The sequence below is a fragment of the Paenibacillus sp. FSL K6-0276 genome, assembly GCF_037977235.1.
GTDB lineage: Bacteria > Bacillota > Bacilli > Paenibacillales > Paenibacillaceae > Paenibacillus_AQ.
Genome location: NZ_CP150276.1, coordinates 2,055,261 through 2,071,514, shown reverse-complemented (window position 1 = coordinate 2,071,514; position 16,254 = coordinate 2,055,261). Strand labels below are relative to the sequence as shown.

Annotated in this window: 14 protein-coding genes; 1 reads left to right on the top strand and 13 read right to left on the bottom strand. The window is 44.6% G+C overall.

All coding sequences use genetic code 11. The features are described 5' to 3' along the window. Positions 1-168 precede the first annotated feature (168 nt). The 4 genes from MHH52_RS09430 to MHH52_RS09415 form a co-directional block, all read right to left on the bottom strand. The gene (locus MHH52_RS09430) at positions 169-2,202 is read right to left on the bottom strand and encodes a methyl-accepting chemotaxis protein (RefSeq protein ID WP_340008146.1); all 2,034 of its coding nucleotides are present in this window, start codon (positions 2,200-2,202) and stop codon (positions 169-171) included. A 209-nt stretch (positions 2,203-2,411) separates the two neighbouring features. Then, positions 2,412-3,473 carry a bile acid:sodium symporter family protein gene (locus tag MHH52_RS09425; protein WP_340008145.1) on the bottom strand — a complete coding sequence of 354 codons (1,062 nt, stop codon included), beginning with the start codon at positions 3,471-3,473 and terminating at the stop codon, positions 2,412-2,414. A 146-nt stretch (positions 3,474-3,619) separates the two neighbouring features. After that, a complete protein-coding gene (locus tag MHH52_RS09420) occupies positions 3,620-4,567 on the bottom strand; it encodes a radical SAM protein (RefSeq protein WP_340008143.1) in 948 nt (315 codons plus the stop codon). A 253-nt stretch (positions 4,568-4,820) separates the two neighbouring features. Further along, the gene (locus tag MHH52_RS09415; RefSeq protein ID WP_340008142.1) at positions 4,821-5,237 is read right to left on the bottom strand and encodes a hypothetical protein; all 417 of its coding nucleotides are present in this window, start codon (positions 5,235-5,237) and stop codon (positions 4,821-4,823) included. A gap of 96 nt (positions 5,238-5,333) precedes the next feature. On the opposite strand from MHH52_RS09415, the gene MHH52_RS09410 reads away from it, so the two are divergent. Further along, the gene (locus MHH52_RS09410) at positions 5,334-5,897 is read left to right on the top strand and encodes a hypothetical protein (RefSeq protein WP_340008140.1); all 564 of its coding nucleotides are present in this window, start codon (positions 5,334-5,336) and stop codon (positions 5,895-5,897) included. A 617-nt stretch (positions 5,898-6,514) separates the two neighbouring features. On the opposite strand, the gene MHH52_RS09405 is transcribed toward MHH52_RS09410, so the two are convergent. From MHH52_RS09405 to MHH52_RS09365, 9 genes are all read right to left on the bottom strand, one after another. Then, positions 6,515-7,768 (bottom strand): stalk domain-containing protein, encoded by a 1,254-nt coding sequence (locus MHH52_RS09405; RefSeq protein WP_340008138.1) that lies wholly within the window; start codon positions 7,766-7,768, stop codon positions 6,515-6,517. A 156-nt stretch (positions 7,769-7,924) separates the two neighbouring features. Further along, on the bottom strand, positions 7,925-8,875 hold the full coding sequence (locus tag MHH52_RS09400) for a nucleoside hydrolase (protein ID WP_340008136.1): 951 nt from the start codon (positions 8,873-8,875) through the stop codon (positions 7,925-7,927). Positions 8,876-8,917: 42 nt separating this feature from the next. Continuing rightward, on the bottom strand, positions 8,918-9,226 hold the full coding sequence (locus tag MHH52_RS09395) for a hypothetical protein (protein ID WP_340008134.1): 309 nt from the start codon (positions 9,224-9,226) through the stop codon (positions 8,918-8,920). A 117-nt stretch (positions 9,227-9,343) separates the two neighbouring features. Then, on the bottom strand, positions 9,344-10,525 hold the full coding sequence (locus MHH52_RS09390; RefSeq protein WP_340008132.1) for a MalY/PatB family protein: 1,182 nt from the start codon (positions 10,523-10,525) through the stop codon (positions 9,344-9,346). Positions 10,526-10,651: 126 nt separating this feature from the next. Then, a complete protein-coding gene (locus MHH52_RS09385) occupies positions 10,652-11,722 on the bottom strand; it encodes a dihydrodipicolinate synthase family protein (protein ID WP_340008130.1) in 1,071 nt (356 codons plus the stop codon). Then, positions 11,722-12,738: an NAD-dependent epimerase/dehydratase family protein gene (locus tag MHH52_RS09380; RefSeq protein ID WP_340009568.1), complete on the bottom strand. Its 1,017-nt coding sequence runs from the start codon at positions 12,736-12,738 to the stop codon at positions 11,722-11,724. The genes MHH52_RS09385 and MHH52_RS09380 overlap by 1 nt, the downstream gene beginning before the upstream one ends. 360 nt (positions 12,739-13,098) lie before the next feature. Beyond that, positions 13,099-14,850: an IlvD/Edd family dehydratase gene (locus MHH52_RS09375; protein ID WP_340008128.1), complete on the bottom strand. Its 1,752-nt coding sequence runs from the start codon at positions 14,848-14,850 to the stop codon at positions 13,099-13,101. A gap of 49 nt (positions 14,851-14,899) precedes the next feature. Beyond that, complete coding sequence (locus tag MHH52_RS09370; protein WP_340008126.1) at positions 14,900-15,826, bottom strand: amidohydrolase family protein; 927 nt, start codon at positions 15,824-15,826, stop codon at positions 14,900-14,902. Further along, positions 15,742-16,239 (bottom strand): fumarylacetoacetate hydrolase family protein, encoded by a 498-nt coding sequence (locus MHH52_RS09365; protein WP_340008125.1) that lies wholly within the window; start codon positions 16,237-16,239, stop codon positions 15,742-15,744. Before MHH52_RS09365 ends, MHH52_RS09370 begins: the two co-directional genes overlap by 85 nt. Positions 16,240-16,254: the final 15 nt, after the last annotated feature.

The following is a 16,254-nucleotide window of genomic DNA, read 5'->3' as shown; positions in this document are numbered from 1 at the left end:
ATATAAGGATAATGTATAGCGTGAAACTTATACTTTCTTATATTTTCAAAAAAAGACCCCGCCAGCAACCGGCGGGGCAAAATCTATATATAAGGGGGCTATGCATTTACTATAAGCCTGCAAGCTTAATGTTTTATGAATGTGAGATAAGGATTCCCTTAATATTTCTTACATCTTAAACTGATCTACCAGCCCCTGCAGCTCTTTGGCACTTTGAGTATTTTCATCAGCCATCGTAACTTCCTCGAATGTCTTCTCCACGATATCAGCCGTCTTCACCGCAATATCCTGAATACCAATTGCCCCCTCATTTACTGTAGCAGCCACTTCATTGACCGCAATAGAAATACTAGATACCGCCATACTTAGATGATCGGCTGCGGTCTCGAATTGATTCATCAGCATATTCACTGTAGTTGCATCTCTGTTATATTGCTGACTCACCTCCGTTAACCGCTCATAATCTCCAAGAACGTTCTGGTCAATAAAAGCGAGTAACGCCTCTGAATTTTCCTTCATTAGTTCAACAGAAGCATATACACCTGAAACGACCCCCTGAATCCCAGCCGCGGTCTCTGATGATTTCTCAGCCAACTTACGGATTTCACCAGCTACAACAGCAAATCCTCTACCCGCCTCACCTGCTCTGGCCGCTTCGATGGCTGCATTCAAAGCAAGCAGATTAGTCTGACTAGTAATCGATAGAATCGTATCCGCCAGTACATTAATCTCCGAGATCGCGTTCGACTGCTCAATTGCTTTTTCCATATCGACACGAACAGATTCATACACTCGCTTCGCATTATCCGTAGACTCTAACGCCTCATCTTGTAACGCCATAGCTCGCTCACTGATCTGTTTGGAAACTTCAGCGCCTTCCTTCACATTACTAGAGATCTCGGATACATTGACATCAATTTCAGTAATCGCTGCAGTCATCTCTTGTGTTGAAGCTGCTGTCTCCTCCATCCCTGCGGATAGCTGCTGTGTAGTTGCCGAATTGTCGTGAGCATTCTCCCGAACATCTATTGACAGCTTCTCAAGGGTCTCCGCATTATCTAGCACCTTGGTTGAGATAGTGATTAGACTGCCCGCCATATCACGAAGAATAACCCGTGTGCGGAGCATTGCTTTGGCAATCGTGCCGGTTTCATCTTTGTTTTTCGTCAGATACTCATACTGGGAGTCATACGTCAAATTCAGCTCTGCCGTTCTATTTATCATCTCTGTTAGTTTAACAATCGGTGAAGAGATTTTATTAGCAAAATAGAGAGCAATCAGCAATGCTATAATCAAACTTCCCGCACCTAGTACAATATTGAAGTTTCTCATCTCAGTGACAGACTTCACTATCTCGTCTAAGTCAGCAGTTAATACAAGCAACCAATGGGTCTCAGGCATAACTGTGTAAGCTGATTTCTTTTCCACACCATCAACTGTATTATTGAGCAGGCCGTCCGCTACCTCCTCACCAGCCCTCACACGATCCATAACAGCTGAAATTTGAGTATTCTCAACCGGTTGTCCGATTTGCTTTTTATCCGGGTGGTACAGTTTATTCCCGTTCTCATCCAGTAAATATACATATGAGCTCGTCGTGTTCACCACTTTAGTATCTGCCAAGTACTTAATCATACTATCCGCAGTAACAGCTGAAGCAACATATCCAATCATCTTCCCGTTACTCTTCACCGGATGCACAAAAACCACCACATAAGCCCCAGTAGATTTCGATTTCAGCGTTTCGCTAATTACCGGCTCTGCGGTCTCCATTACTTTCTTCGTATAATTTCTTTCACTAAAATCTGCACCTATAAGCTTAGTGTCACTGTCTGCCACAGCAATGCCCTTCATATCACTGACAAACACATGTTCAAGGTTTCCTGCATCCTCCACAATTCCCTGAAGGCTGATATTCACCTCATTCTGAAGCTTATCCCCCTTGGCTACTCCACCGTTACCAGCTTGAAGCAATAGTTCGACAATTTCCGACCTACCCGCAATAAGTTCAATACTTCTCTTCTCTTTCGAAATCATGGATGCTATGGTCTGAGCTTTATTCGTATTGACCTGCTTCATAGAATTCTCAGTTAGGCTCACAATCGCCTGAGTTGACTTCAAATACGTAAATACCCCCATTACCGTTATACATAACAGGGTCACTCCTATCAACATAAGTGATAGCTTAAGGCGAATCTTCATATGCTTCTCATCCTTCCGACAACTTGCTCATTTATGAACAAGGCAATTGTAAATAATACAATTACTATCGGATATCATGATAAATTAGTGAATATTGACTAGGATAAAATACGGAAAATATCAATTAATGTCGAATTTTTGCATATTAATGTAGAGAAATCTAGTTTTTCTATTGGACATCTTTTATAGAATAGTCAATAAGACCTGTTTTATCTCTGTGATGAAATAGGCGGTTCTGACTGGGATGCTGGGGGAACTTGCGTTAATGCACCATCTGTTAAGGGGCTTTTAGTTCTGTTACGTAAAAACAGACCAGACATTGCAGCAAGTATTTGCTGAAATAACATTCCTGAAATCACAGGAAGCGCAACAGCCGGAGGAAAATATTTCACTGCGAGCACAGCTCCCGCGCTTAAATTACGCATGCCAGAATTAAATTGCACAGCCACAGAATCTTCATAGCTAAATCGGAAACGACGTGATACCACTGCTCCGATTACGTATCCAAGAACTACGATTATAAAGGTTACTCCAATAATAATAGCTAATTTACTATCCGGGTGCTTCAGATAACGAGCAATACTGGCACCATTAATGGAAACGACCATGAACAACCCAACCTTTACAAATGGGGAAAGCGGCGGTCCACATACCGTATTCACCCTGCCTTTTGTCCATTGATTCAGAAGCATCCCGACCACCGAAGGAATTACAACCATCCATAACAGCCCCTTCATCATTTCCCCAAGCTGAATTTCCACACTTGCTCCCATGAGCAAATACAAGGTCCCCGGAACGACAATCGGTGACAAGAGCGTATCGATCAGAATAAGTGCCAAAGTTAGTGCAATATTCCCTCCGTATATGGATACCCACACCACACTAACGACACCCGTAGGGATCGCAAACAGCAGTACAAATCCAGTCACTGTGTAGGGATCTCCAGGAAAAACAACACTTGCTACGAGCCAGCCAATGAGCGGCATCACAATATGGAGAATGATCATCAACACCAGCAACTTCTGTGGTTTCAGCAGTACGCCCAGCAGATCTTTGAGATTGGACTTCAAACTTCCGATCAATGTCATGAAGGCGAATATCCAAGGAACGAGGCCTGTGAACGGCAGCAGTCTGCTTTCATTAAGCACGCCAACTACGATGGCTGTAGGTGTTAATAATGGCATAATTTTTTCGAGAACTACATTGGATTTGATGAGTCCATTTCGTATATTGCTAAGCACTTGGTCATTCACCTTATGTATGGATATCATACATTCCTTATCCGCAAATTTAAGTTGTAGCAGCCTCTATAAGCTTACAGAGATCATACAAGACTTTCCATAAATCTACTACACAAAAAAGGAACCAATTATTAAAATTGGCTCCTAGTACTTTTTTTATAAAAAGACTTAACGATTTAAACCCCTTGTGGAAACAATGCATCCAGTGCTGGGCATGGCAGCTTATCCAGGAACTGAGCCAAAGGCGCTGGCATGTTTCTGTACAAGTCCTTTAGTGAGGTTCCCTGATAAATGTTGCCAATAATAACTGGGTGGCACAATTCAGAGATCAGAATGTCCCCATTTCCATGTAGATGAAGCTGTTTCTTACCCTCTATGCAGTGAGGAAAATAAACGCCCGTCTGCTCCTCGAACCCAAGTGCATCCATAAAACGGTCCATGCAAGTGAAATACAGGATCGTATCCTCTTTCTTCATAGCAATCAGTTCACTCACGGCATTATTTAATTGTTCGCGAGCAGCTATAGACTTCCAGCCCGTATGATCCATGATAATACTATTCTGAATCTCATGTGTTCTAACGCCCATCGCGTAAACGTGATCACTAATTTCCTTCATATTATCCTGAGTTTCGCTGAACAACAGCGTCTCCAGCACCGTATCTACACTAGTTGCCGCGAACATAGTAATGTTCTCTCTAATTTTCTCATAGATGCTTGGATGAATATTATAATAACGAGAGAAGGCGTCCGCCGTAGTAAAATTAAAGGATATATGTATCGTCGTTAATCCTGCCGTGACCAATTGATCAATCCGTTCAGCATTTAAAAGACTGCCGTTGGAGTTGAGCTGTGTCTGAATCCCTCTGGATGAGCAGTAGTTTACAATCTCCACACAGTCGTCAAACTTTAAGGTGACCTCGCCACCAGACAAGCGTACTCTTTTGAGTCCAGGAAGCTCATCAAGAATTCGGATAACTTCTTTGGCTTTGATGCTTTGTCCATCATTTCTATTATATGCACAACAATAATCACAGCGGAAATTACAGTTTGAGGTGACTCCTATTTCTAAGCCTTCCAGCTCATAGGTAAGCGGTTTGTCTAATTCCAATGCTTTATATCTCATACTCTAAAGTCCTCCTGAAAAATAATGAATTTGATTCAAGGGTTCAATCTTAGAGATTATAAAGGTTTATGGCTTAGGTGAATGTGAGGTTTATAACAATCGAAGTGTGTTTGAGAAATCCAGTCACTACTCAGCTGATCTCTTTTTATCAGTACAATAACAACTGCCTTTACCTCTCGCTTACCTATGCCAGAACCAAAAAATCCTATCCTCACTAATCTCACAATCTCATCTACTGTTCAAAATTCCTTACTCATTTTTCATAATGTTTCCCTACATCAGAGGACTTGCCACCTGCTGGTACCCAAACGCTCTGGTAAATTTTTTTACGATTTACTACCGAATAAATATAAATCCAACCTTTTTCGTTTTTAAATCTAACTTCTAAGGAATAAGGATCATATTGTCTACCGACTTGTCGACTAATTTCCCACTCTTGATTAGGGTATTTTGCCTCCAAATAGTGATTAAGTTGTTCTGTTTTTTTGGATACTTGATAATCAATCCAGTAGGGACGAATAGCAAAGGATAACAGCAAAAGTACAGTTAATGAAGAGGCTATAATTAAACTAAATTTTCTAACCTTATTGGGTAGAAGTAAGGCTATAACAAAAATAACGAGGACAAAAACAACCGAAAGTATAATTTCTATTGCTGTAATTGGATGCAATATGATTCCCCCTATGGTTCGCAGCATTAATTTCCAGTATAATACTTTATTGTAAACCGACACAACTCATGCAGATCGCTTGAAAGGAGCCAAAATATGAAGAGAAGCATCCTAAACGTACTCATTCTCTTAATCGTCATGTTGGCTACTGGCTGTACGTCTACTGCCGATACGGTTGATACACCGCTATATTCAGGAAAAAGCTTATTCATAGGCGTTGTTGGCGAGGTCCCGAAAATAAGAGAAGAACATGTGCACTTCACAAGTATTTCGTTTGATGAATTAGTAGATTATACAAAGCTCTCCTCCCAATATGATGCCGTAGTTATTATGAAGGATCATCTGCAAGAAGCGGACGACAACAAGTATGTTAAAGTATATACAAATGCAGGTGTTTCTTTCTTCTTTATTGGAGCTGCTAAATCATTTATGCCGTTTGTTCTTGAAGATGTATCGTATGAGCACTCATCACTTAAAAATTTTAATAATGATATGTATGTCACAGGCTATCTTCAAACTGGTGAAACATATAAGTATTGGGAATACGGACTTTACAACGGCAAAGTAAATGAACCCAACATTAAAGATGTTTACTCACGGATGTTCACTACCATCGAGTCCATCAAGAATGGTACGTATAACCCTTCTCCGTCCCTATAGGGGAAGTGAACGCTTAAACGAGAAAGAGAAAGATAATTTATGACGAGGAACCTATAAATTCTGATCTATGCGCAAAATCACCCTCGCGGGTGAATAAGCTTTTGTTAACTTCACATTGGAGTGTACGAGGCAATCAGTGTTGTATAGGTTGCTAGATTTCAAATCCAAACTCCCCTACCTCCTGCACCCAGTCTATGAAATTGTGATGGGGAGATGGGGAGGGAGTTTTATAGGGAAAAACTCCCTATATTTAGGAAGTTTTCCTCGCAATTACCCAGTTATGCGGAATTTCTCCCTATAATACGGAGAATTTTCTAAAAAACGACGATATCCTCTGAAATATAGGGAGAAATTCCCTATATGCCACTGGTTCAACCCTTAAATACAGAATTTATAGGGAGGAATTCCCTATACTATAATAGACCTAATTCCATAATAGCTCTATCTCACAGTAATGCAGCTTCCATTTCATTCTTATCTATTTTTTTCCATTGCATGATTCCCTATACAACAAGTATAAGGACAATTTATTGCGCAAGCATATAAATTCCTATCTTTTAAGAAAAAAGACTGCCAGATGGCAGCCTTTTTTCTTTTGATAACCTATCACAAATCCCCTACAACTCCACCGACTTACCCATCTCATTCCAGACAGGCTGTCCAATCAAGCCCACACGCCAGATCGCTATCCCTTTAAGACCATAACGTTTGGCAAGTCCAACTTTGGAATTTACTGAAGTTTCATTTTCACTATAAACAGAAATACCGAGAATGAGCTTATCCTTACTTACTTGCTGAAGTGCAAGCCGGATGCCTTCATCTACTAGTTTCAGCGGCTCTGGCATTTTTTTCTCTTGCAAATAATCATAAGCCATAATGACCAAATCGTCTGCGAGGCTGCCTAGCGTCTTGTAATCATAACCTTTATAAGAGCTGTTTAATGGATGAAGAATAACCGTAAGCTTAAGACCTGCTGCATGTGCTTTTTGAGACAGATTCTTCACAAAAGCATTATAATCAGCTTGCACCTTAGCCTTATCTCCCGTTAGACCCAGTCCTTCAAGATCCAGCGTGATGCCTTGGAATCCCTTTTGTGTAGCCAGATCGACGATTCCTGTAATCGTCTGCTCTTGAAGCACTTTATCTTCAAGATTCTTCGTCAACTCGGAAGCAGTGTCACCAGAAAAGACCATCAGATAAGGCGCTGTGCCACCAGCTGCAGCATTCGAGATAATAGACTCTGGGGTTACATCCCCAGCAGCTTGAGGCCATCTAAAGTCAGTGCCTGTCGTGGTGAATTGTCCACTTTTATCAATCCCGCTCCACCCAAAAGCTACAGCATCAAAGCTAGGAAGCAACGAAATTTCGCTGTATGAGCTAAGCGCATAGAAGCCCAGCTTATACATATCCGTCTTTGGTGAGGTGATTGATACTGTTTTCGTCGCTTGATCCCAAGCTACGCCCGCACCAAACTGCTGGCCGAAGAAGCTAAGCGGAATCATCGTGTTATTACGGATCGTTTGCGGGGCAACGCCTAGCTTCACAACATCACCGTTTACACCTGCATTTTTGCTACCTAGGGTCAAAGTTACCACTTTAGTACCCGCTGTATCCGTTTTAGTCGCGGTAATTTTCTTAAGCGCTTGATTCCACTCTACGTTGATCCCCAGCGCTTCAGATATCGCTCGGAATGGGACCATTGTTGTTCCGTTCATCACAACAGGCTCTACTGGAAACGGTAGTGCATAACCATCCAGTACAATACTAACTCCCCCTGCGGGTGCTGCTTGCGTAGTATTTTGAAATACAGCTGTGGTGCCGCCTAGCGAAATCGCCAGACATAAGACTAATTTACCAATCCGTTTGTTCATGACTGTTAAGTCTCCCATCTTCATGATATGAAGTGTAATCTCTTAAACTCTTTATATGTCTTCTACCATTTTAACAAAGATTATCCAATTGTAAAATTAATAGATTGTCATCTATGAGCTTCGAAACTACTATTCATATTAGAAGAGGTCGGCTAACTACATGAACATGCTCAAAAAGATTCCTACCGCTCGTTCAGCATCTACATCTATAGCAACTTGGATAGGTTGACCGACTTTCGGCTGTGCCCGCAAATCCGCTACGACCATTCCCGATGTAAACTCACCTTTGTGCTCTACACGAACATTCATCTCTTTGTAGGTTACTAGATCTGGTTGCAGCGCAACCATAAGTGCGAGTGGATCATGCAGCGGTGCGCTGTTAATCAAAAAATTCACTTCACGGTAGAAATTAAAATAATGGGTGAGCGATTGTTCCATAAACGAAATGATCGCTTTATTTTCTTCACGTCCAAAACGATTTAATAAATCGATATGCTCTTGGGTGATCCGCGTCTTAAGCGTAACGTCTAGACCCACCATCACAACGGGAAGTCCCGATGTAAATACATGATCAGCAGCTTCCGGATCTCCAGCAATATTCGCTTCCGCAACCGGTGTTCTATTGCCGGGATGGAAGATCGTACCGCCCATAACCACTACTTTTTTCAAAGTATTCTTAATGCCAGGGTCCATATCAAGCGCCATCGAAAGGTTGGTTAGATGTCCCAGTGTAACTAATACAATCTCACCGGGGTTCTCATTAGCCATCCGTATAATAAATTCAGAAGCTGTTTCGTCGATTGGACGCTGGGCAGATGCAGGGATTTCTACATTACCAATGCCGTTCTCACCATGCACATGGGTTGCGAAGCCTGAGCTCTCACGAACTATTGCCTTGGAGGCTCCAATGGCTACAGGAATCTCATAACCAGGCTTAGCAAGCTCAATCAACCGCAGTGAATTGTCCGCCGCCTTTTCGACATTAATATTCCCAAAAACAGTTGTGATCCCTTCTACAATTACGTTTGGAGCGCGTAAGGCATATAGAATCGCTAGTGCATCGTCAATACCTGTATCTGCATCAATAATAATTCGTGTTTTGCTCATTTAAGTTCTCTCCCATTGTGCAATGTCGTATGGATTATCATATCATGGCCTACCAGTACGCTCAATTTTATTCATTTGCCGTTCTTTAAAAGTATTAATAAAACTTTCAGGATCACACGCTACCAAATAAGTATATACACCCTTACTCGTGTATAGATAGAACATCCCCTCTGATCCTCCCATTGAGCGATAGGACATATCTAAGATATCTTTTATTGGAAATTCACGATGACGAGTCACGACTCTATCTTTGTACAGATACATTAACCTATTACATGGAAAACTTCGTTGTTCTCCATCCTTTATTTCCCGCTGTATCTTATAATACGGAAGCTGAGCTACCCATTTCATTTGAAGTCCTCCTGCTTGGCGTAATGGACTCCATTTTATTATTCTTTTTACCTTTTTGCAAAATAAAGAAGCTCGATAATCCCCTTAGAAGGAGTCATCAAGCTTCTGTAATACCTTTTATTTCGCTGTATAATCTACGGCTGCTCGGCAAAAGCGTTCTAACGCTTCAACTAGAATAGATCTAGGACAAGCTAGATTGATCCGCAGATGACCTTGTCCCTCAGTTCCAAAGACAGAGCCTTCATTAAAAGCGACTTTAGCCTCCTTGTACATCAACTGTTTAAGTCCATCTATATCCAGATTCAGCCCGCGGCAATCTACCCATAGCAGGTATGTGCCTTGTGGTTGCATCACTTGGACCTGTGGTAAATGCTCCGACAGATAGCTAATCGTATAGTCCACATTGCCTGAAACGTACTCTACAAGTTCATCCAACCATTCTTCTCCATCATTATAGGCAGCTTCTACTGCACCTTGGGCGAAGAAGCTAGCCATATGTAAACTCAGAGTTTTCATTTTTTGATCAAATTCAAGTTTCAATTCCGGATTCGAAGCCACGATAAAGGAAGATTGAATCCCCGGGAGATTGAAGGTTTTGGTCGCGGCAAGTGTAGTTAGTGTAATATTCGCGATTTCCTCAGATAAGGATGCAAAAGGGATATGCTCATAGCCCGGAAGCGCCAAATCACAATGAATCTCATCAGAGATTACTGTCACTCCGTAACGTAGACAGAGTTCACCAAGCTTCAGCAGTTCCTCTCTTTCCCATACTCTACCACCCGGATTATGCGGACTGCATAAGAGCAACAGCTTTGCTCCACCTTTCATCAGCCCTTCCAATTGCTCATAATCCATCTCGAAGCGTCCATTACGGATCACAAGCGGATTCTTGGCGACCTTCCGATCATTCATTTTGATTACATCATAGAAAGGATAATAGACTGGCGACTGTAAAATAACCTCGTCTCCTGGCTCGGTAAACAGCTCAACGGAAAGACTTAAAGAAGTTACAATTCCGGGAGAATCCGAAATCCATTCCGATTTAATTTCCCAATCATGCCGTCTTCTGAACCATGACGTGATAGCTTCTTTATAAGAGTCACTAGGCACACTGTAACCGTAAACCCCTTGTTCTGCGCGGCGCAGAATCGCTTCCTTCACTGCGGGTGGACTTTCAAAATCCATGTCTGCCACCCAAAGTGGCATAATATCCTTCTCACCAAACAACTTCTCGGACTGGTCCCACTTGTAAGAACGTGTATTACGGCGGTCAATTACGCGCTCGAAATCATACTTCAATTAAAGTCACCTCATCCTTATAAACTTGTCCCTTATTGTATCATGAGGAGGAGGATATCGCACTCAGGATGAGAAAGAACGCACTTGTCGAAAGTGCGCCCTCCTTAACTCACATACAACTATGTGTTATTGCAGCCACTCTTCCAAATGCGCTGCCACAAACTCATCATCTACCAGATGGGGGTAGTCCCTGCGCACTCTGTTGATTTCCTCCACTTGACCCGGTGATAATTGCTCATCCGGATTTAGACACCATAAGCCTTCAAGCAATCCTTGTTGGCGAAGCACCTCATGAATACCCGGGATACAGCCATGAAAATGATGCGCGGGATCAAATATCGCCGCATTGCTGTCCGTCACTTCAACCCCAAGCGTCAACCAATTGGATGCCAACGAGGGTTCATTTCGGATCATTTTCACCTCGTTAAGCAGCTGTACTGCTTTGCTCGTCCAGACCGCCCAGTGACCAAGTAGGCCACCGACTATTTTTTTCTCAACGAGCTTGCCGTTCACCCTAAATCGGAAGGTCGTGAGCAGATCGCTGACAATATTATCATCATTTCCGGTGTATAGAGCAATTTCTTCGCTGCGGCTGGATTCAAGCACAGCTCTGACTACATCCAACGTCTGATAACGATTGAACGGCGCCATCTTGATGGCGATTACGCCTTCTATTTCAGCGAATGCTTTCCAAAAATCAAAGCTTAAAATCCGTCCTCCCACAGACGGCTGAAGGTAGAATCCAAATACCGGAATCACATCCGCCACTCTGCGTGTTCGTTCCAGCAGTTCTTCCTCACTCAAGGCTTGCAGGCCTCCCATACTGAGCAGTCCCGCTTCATAACCAAAGCTTGCAGCAAGACTCGCTTCAAGAACAGCCTGCTCCGTCCTACCGCAAATACCCGCCACTTTCATGAATGACCGATCTAGCTGGGCAAGCTCCACCTCTTCCGCAGCTAGACGTAACACAGGTTCCAGCAGCCCTACTTCTGGATTCCTGATCTCGAATTGAGTGGAATGCACTGCAACCGCGATTCCACCCGCTCCGGAAGCAAGATAATAGCGGGTAAGTGCCCGTTGGCGTCGTTCATCTAGTTTACGTTCTTTAGTTAAGGCGAGGGGATGTGCGGGAATAGCCAACCCATCATGAAGCACGGCAAACAATTCCGAAGTCAAAGGTTTTCTTGTCAGCGTCATCAATATTTGCCCTCCCGCTCCTGAAAATGCGTCGGTTTATTCCAGGTTTCTCCGCCTTGTCCTACCCAATCGCCAATCCAGTCGATCATTTCGGCCAGCGATACCCGTGGATAGCCGAAGGTGGCTGCTGCTTTCGCCGCGTTGCTTAACAGTGCAGTAGGTGCTTCTTCACCTGTAAAGATCGGCTCATTGCCCAACTTTCGGCCGAATTCATTCGCGGCCCAGCGGAGAGACAACGTCTCCGGTCCGGTAATGTTCATGACATTAGGCGGTGAACTGCAACGTAGTAGCGCTCGCAATGCGATTTCATTCGCATCCCCTTGCCAGATCACATTGGCATGGCCCATCGTGATATCAATTGGGAGGCCATCCCTAACCGATTTAGCCAGCTCCAGCAACACGCCATAACGCAGATCAATGGCGTAATTCAGCCGGTAAATGAACATCGGCGTTCCATTTTTATGAGAGAAATGTTCAAATATACGCTCCCGCCCCAGACAAGATTGCCCATACTCTCCGTTCGCGTTCGGAGAAGTTCTTTCTGTTGCTCCTCCATGACTAACCGGAGTAAAAGGGTAGACATTACCTGTCGAGAACACAACCATTCGTGAATTACGGAACCGTTCCGCTACGCGTCCCGGCAGATAGGCATTCATCATCCAAGTGAAATGTTCATTTCCGGTCGTGCCGAATTTATTCCCGGCCATATAGAGAATATTTTGGGTTTCAGGGAGTGCCAACAGCGCCTTGTCGTCTGACAAATCAGCGGAGATAATCTCGACACCGGCCTCTTCAAGCTCTCGTCTCAGCTCCTTATTCGAGAAGCGGGAAACGCCGATAACTTTCTTGTCTAGCCCTGCTTGGCGAATCGCATTCACCGCCAGCCTTGCGAGACTCGGTCCCATTTTGCCCCCCACGCCTAGCAGCATAATATCCCCATCGAGCTGGCCTAGTTCCTCAATCAGTGCTGCGGACGGACTTGCCAAGCGCTCCTCCAACTCTTGAACGGTTCGCATCATTGAACTCTCCTCTCAGTTGACTAATAACAAGCTACGTCTATGTGATGAAAGATAATTGAACAGTTGATTAACTGTAGCGTCCCATGACAGCCACATTCGAGATTTCGCGCGTTTTAAGTGTATTTCGTACAATTAAAACGACTCCTATCTCCGTGTATGACTATTTAGTTGTATTCTCTGCAATTAAAAGTTCAGATTGAGGTTACAAACGACGGTTTGTTAAGATTTAATTGTATGAAGTGCAGTTAAAATCCAAATTAGACGATTACGATATATTGTAGTTGTATAAAGTGCAGCTATTTCATATTTACAAGCATTAGATTATTTCAGTCTCGGCGATTCGATCTTGCCCACCGACTACATTTCGCCCAGCAATTCTTCTCTAAGCTCAGCAGGCAGTAGAAAGTCAAAGTCACAACCGAGGTTCGCCTGAAGCACCCGCTCATGAAACAGCAAGCCATAACCCCTGTCGTAGTGCGGCTTAGGCGCTTGCCATGAGACCCTCCGTCTGGACAATTCCTCATCTGACACCTTCAGCTCCAAGCGCCTTGCTGAAATATCCAACTCAATTTCGTCGCCATCCTGCACAAGCGCCAGCGTACCACCGACAGCCGCTTCCGGTGTCGCATGTACAATCAATGCGCCATAGGAAGTACCACTAATCCGCGCGTCAGAAATACGGACCATGTCGCGTATGCCCTGCTTTAGCAGCTTTTGCGGAATCGGAATTTGCCCGATTTCCGGCATCGCTGGAGCGCCCTTCGGTCCTGCGTTCTTAAGCACTAGCACACTGTTCTCATCCACGACCAGATCAGGATCATCGATCCGCTCATTCAGATCGGCCGGACTCTCGAACACTACTGCGCGTCCGATATGCTTTTTGAGATGAGCGGATACAGCAGTTTGCTTGATCAGCGCCCCATCCGGTGCCAGATTCCCGCGCAATACGGCAATCCCACCTTGGCTGTCGAGCGGCTCCTCCAAGGTACGAATCACATCTCTGTCCAGCGTTGCCGCCTGTACCAGATTTTCTGTGACCGTCCTACCTGTTACGGTCAAGCAATTCCCATGCAGCAGCGACTCCAGCTCCTTCATCAATGCCGGTACACCACCTGCCTCGAAATATTCCTCCATCTGATATTTGCCCGAAGGACGCAGGTTCAAAATAAACGGTGTCCGACTACTGATCCGGTCAAACGTCTCTAACGGCAGCTTCATCCCGAGCCGCTGGGAGATCGCTACTAGATGTATGATGGCATTCGTCGATCCGCCACTCGCCATCGTAACTGTGATGGCATTCTCTATCGCCGCTGCAGTCATGATGTCGCGGGGACGAATGTCACGGCGAACCAACTCTACGATCTGCTTGCCCGTTCGCTCGGACATATGTCTGCGTCTGCTATCCGGCGCCGGGATAGCCGCACAGCCTGGTAATGCCATGCCGATCGCTTCAGCGATCGAGGCCATAGTGCTGGCTGTGCCCATCACCATGCAGTGACCGTCACTTCGGCAAATTGCATTCTCTGCAACAGCCAGCTCTTCGCCACTTATATTTCCGGCTTTATGCTCCAGCGTAAAGCCATAACAATCTGTACATGCTCCAACGCTACGACCGCCCAGTCGGCCATTTAGCATAGGGCCACCGGTCAGCACAATGGCTGGAATATTGGCGCTAGCGGCTGCCATCAGCTGAGCGGGTACCGTTTTATCACAACCCCCAAGCAGCACTACGCCATCAATGGGATGCCCTTTCATCATTTCTTCCGTATCCATCGCCATCAAATTACGCAACAGCATGGTTGTAGGCTTCACATAAGGCTCACCAATCGAGATCGTCGGGAATTCCATCGGCACTCCCCCTGCCTGCCAAACACCACGCTTCACATAATCCACCAATTCGTTAAAATGTGAATGGCATTTATTCAGCTCACTAAACGTGTTGCAAATGCCGATCACTGGCTTGCGAAGATCTTCTTCGGTGTATCCCATAGACTTCGTGAAGGAACGATGGATAAATCCCCATAGATCTTTTTCTTGAAAATAGGCTTCGCTCTTCAACTTACCACCATGTTCAGCCACACTCTCCTCGCTGTCCCTACACTCCGTCATGACCCCATCTCCTTTTAACAACCTCGCTTATAGATCAAGCATAAATGTCTCAGACAAACCCGAGAATTTCCGGTGTTAGACGATGTATTATGTCCTCGATAAAATTCTGCGGTATTCGCGGAAGTTTCGTTCCTTCCACTAGATCATTGATATGGTACAGGGCATCTAGCATCTTTAGTGTTCCAAAGAACGGATAATCCGACCCAAACAGTATTTTATCTTGAACCCCGTATTCCATCGCAGATACCAGTGCATTGTAGAACTGCCAAGGCCTGCTTCCTAACGCAGAAACGTCCATATAGAGGTTAGGATGCTTGCGCACCAGTGAAATACATTCATCAATCCAGGGATGTCCCATATGCGCCACAATCATCTTCAGCTTCGGAAAAGCACGGGCAATCGGATCCAGCATCGCCGGTCTTGAAGCATCCAGATATCCCTCCGGTACAAAAGAGGTTCCTTGATGCCAAAGAATAGGCACATCTAGCTGTTCAGCTTTGGCATAGAGAGCATAATGCTTGGGATCATCAGGATAAAAATTTTGATAGATAGGCGCAAGCTTCAGCCCTTTTAGTCCCATCTCACGGATCGCAGTCTCAAATTCAGCAACACAGTCCAGATAATTGGGATCTACACTCGCAAAACCGAATAACCGATCGGGATCAGTGCGACAGTAATCTGCGACATAAGCATTTGGCACAACAAGTCCCGTTGCATGCGCAGCCATGGCCAGTACGATAGCACCAGAGAAGCCTTCCAGATTACTACGGTGCTGCTCGGGGGTTGCTTCGATATGCATATCCGGCCCCCAAGCTCGTTTGATCGCCTCATCCGTAGGTCCTGAAACCATTCCCGGTCCAAACAAATGGGTATGACAATCGAAGATCATCCCTACCCCCTCCTGTTCGCTAACCATCGTATTTGTAATGGCACCGAGCTTCTCAATTTGCACCGTGACCACATCACCAGCTTGCAAATAGACCTGTTCCTCGGAAGCGGAACCTCCGAGCCATGTCCGGTTAGTGTATTGATAAATTTATTGAACAGGATGGGATATTCGGGAATGGCCATCCCAGTCTCTTCCGCATGCCGGCGATAATTCAGGCCAATACAGATGATTTTTCCAGGATCAGTAACACAGGGACCGAATGCTAATTCATCTTCCTGCTTCAACCAGGATGGATTCACGTCTCCTTCAGGCAACTCATCCACAAAAATCCTCAGTTGGTTAAGCGCATCCTCCCCATCGTTAAGCAATTGCCTAACCGTTACTGGAACCTTTATTCGAGTGGATAATGCAGTCTGTGCCGCCTCAATATCCACCACACCACGGTCGGTTAGAACACCCATATGATCCTCCTCTTTTTGCAAAAAGGTAATTAGCTTCATCTATAACTCCCCTTC

What these genes read in the sequence shown, in the direction of transcription:
- MHH52_RS09420 (WP_340008143.1), bottom strand. Translation starts at nt 4,567, where the DNA reads ATGAGATATAAAGCATTGGAATTAGACAAACCGCTTACCTATGAGCTG.
- MHH52_RS09375 (WP_340008128.1), bottom strand. Translation starts at nt 14,850, where the DNA reads ATGACGGAGTGTAGGGACAGCGAGGAGAGTGTGGCTGAACATGGTGGT.
- MHH52_RS09380 (WP_340009568.1), bottom strand. Translation starts at nt 12,738, where the DNA reads ATGCGAACCGTTCAAGAGTTGGAGGAGCGCTTGGCAAGTCCGTCCGCA.
- MHH52_RS09425 (WP_340008145.1), bottom strand. Translation starts at nt 3,473, where the DNA reads ATGATATCCATACATAAGGTGAATGACCAAGTGCTTAGCAATATACGA.
- MHH52_RS09405 (WP_340008138.1), bottom strand. Translation starts at nt 7,768, where the DNA reads ATGAACAAACGGATTGGTAAATTAGTCTTATGTCTGGCGATTTCGCTA.
- MHH52_RS09385 (WP_340008130.1), bottom strand. Translation starts at nt 11,722, where the DNA reads ATGACGCTGACAAGAAAACCTTTGACTTCGGAATTGTTTGCCGTGCTT.
- MHH52_RS09410 (WP_340008140.1), top strand. Translation starts at nt 5,334, where the DNA reads ATGAAGAGAAGCATCCTAAACGTACTCATTCTCTTAATCGTCATGTTG.
- MHH52_RS09400 (WP_340008136.1), bottom strand. Translation starts at nt 8,875, where the DNA reads ATGAGCAAAACACGAATTATTATTGATGCAGATACAGGTATTGACGAT.
- MHH52_RS09365 (WP_340008125.1), bottom strand. Translation starts at nt 16,239, where the DNA reads ATGAAGCTAATTACCTTTTTGCAAAAAGAGGAGGATCATATGGGTGTT.
- MHH52_RS09395 (WP_340008134.1), bottom strand. Translation starts at nt 9,226, where the DNA reads ATGAAATGGGTAGCTCAGCTTCCGTATTATAAGATACAGCGGGAAATA.
- MHH52_RS09430 (WP_340008146.1), bottom strand. Translation starts at nt 2,202, where the DNA reads ATGAAGATTCGCCTTAAGCTATCACTTATGTTGATAGGAGTGACCCTG.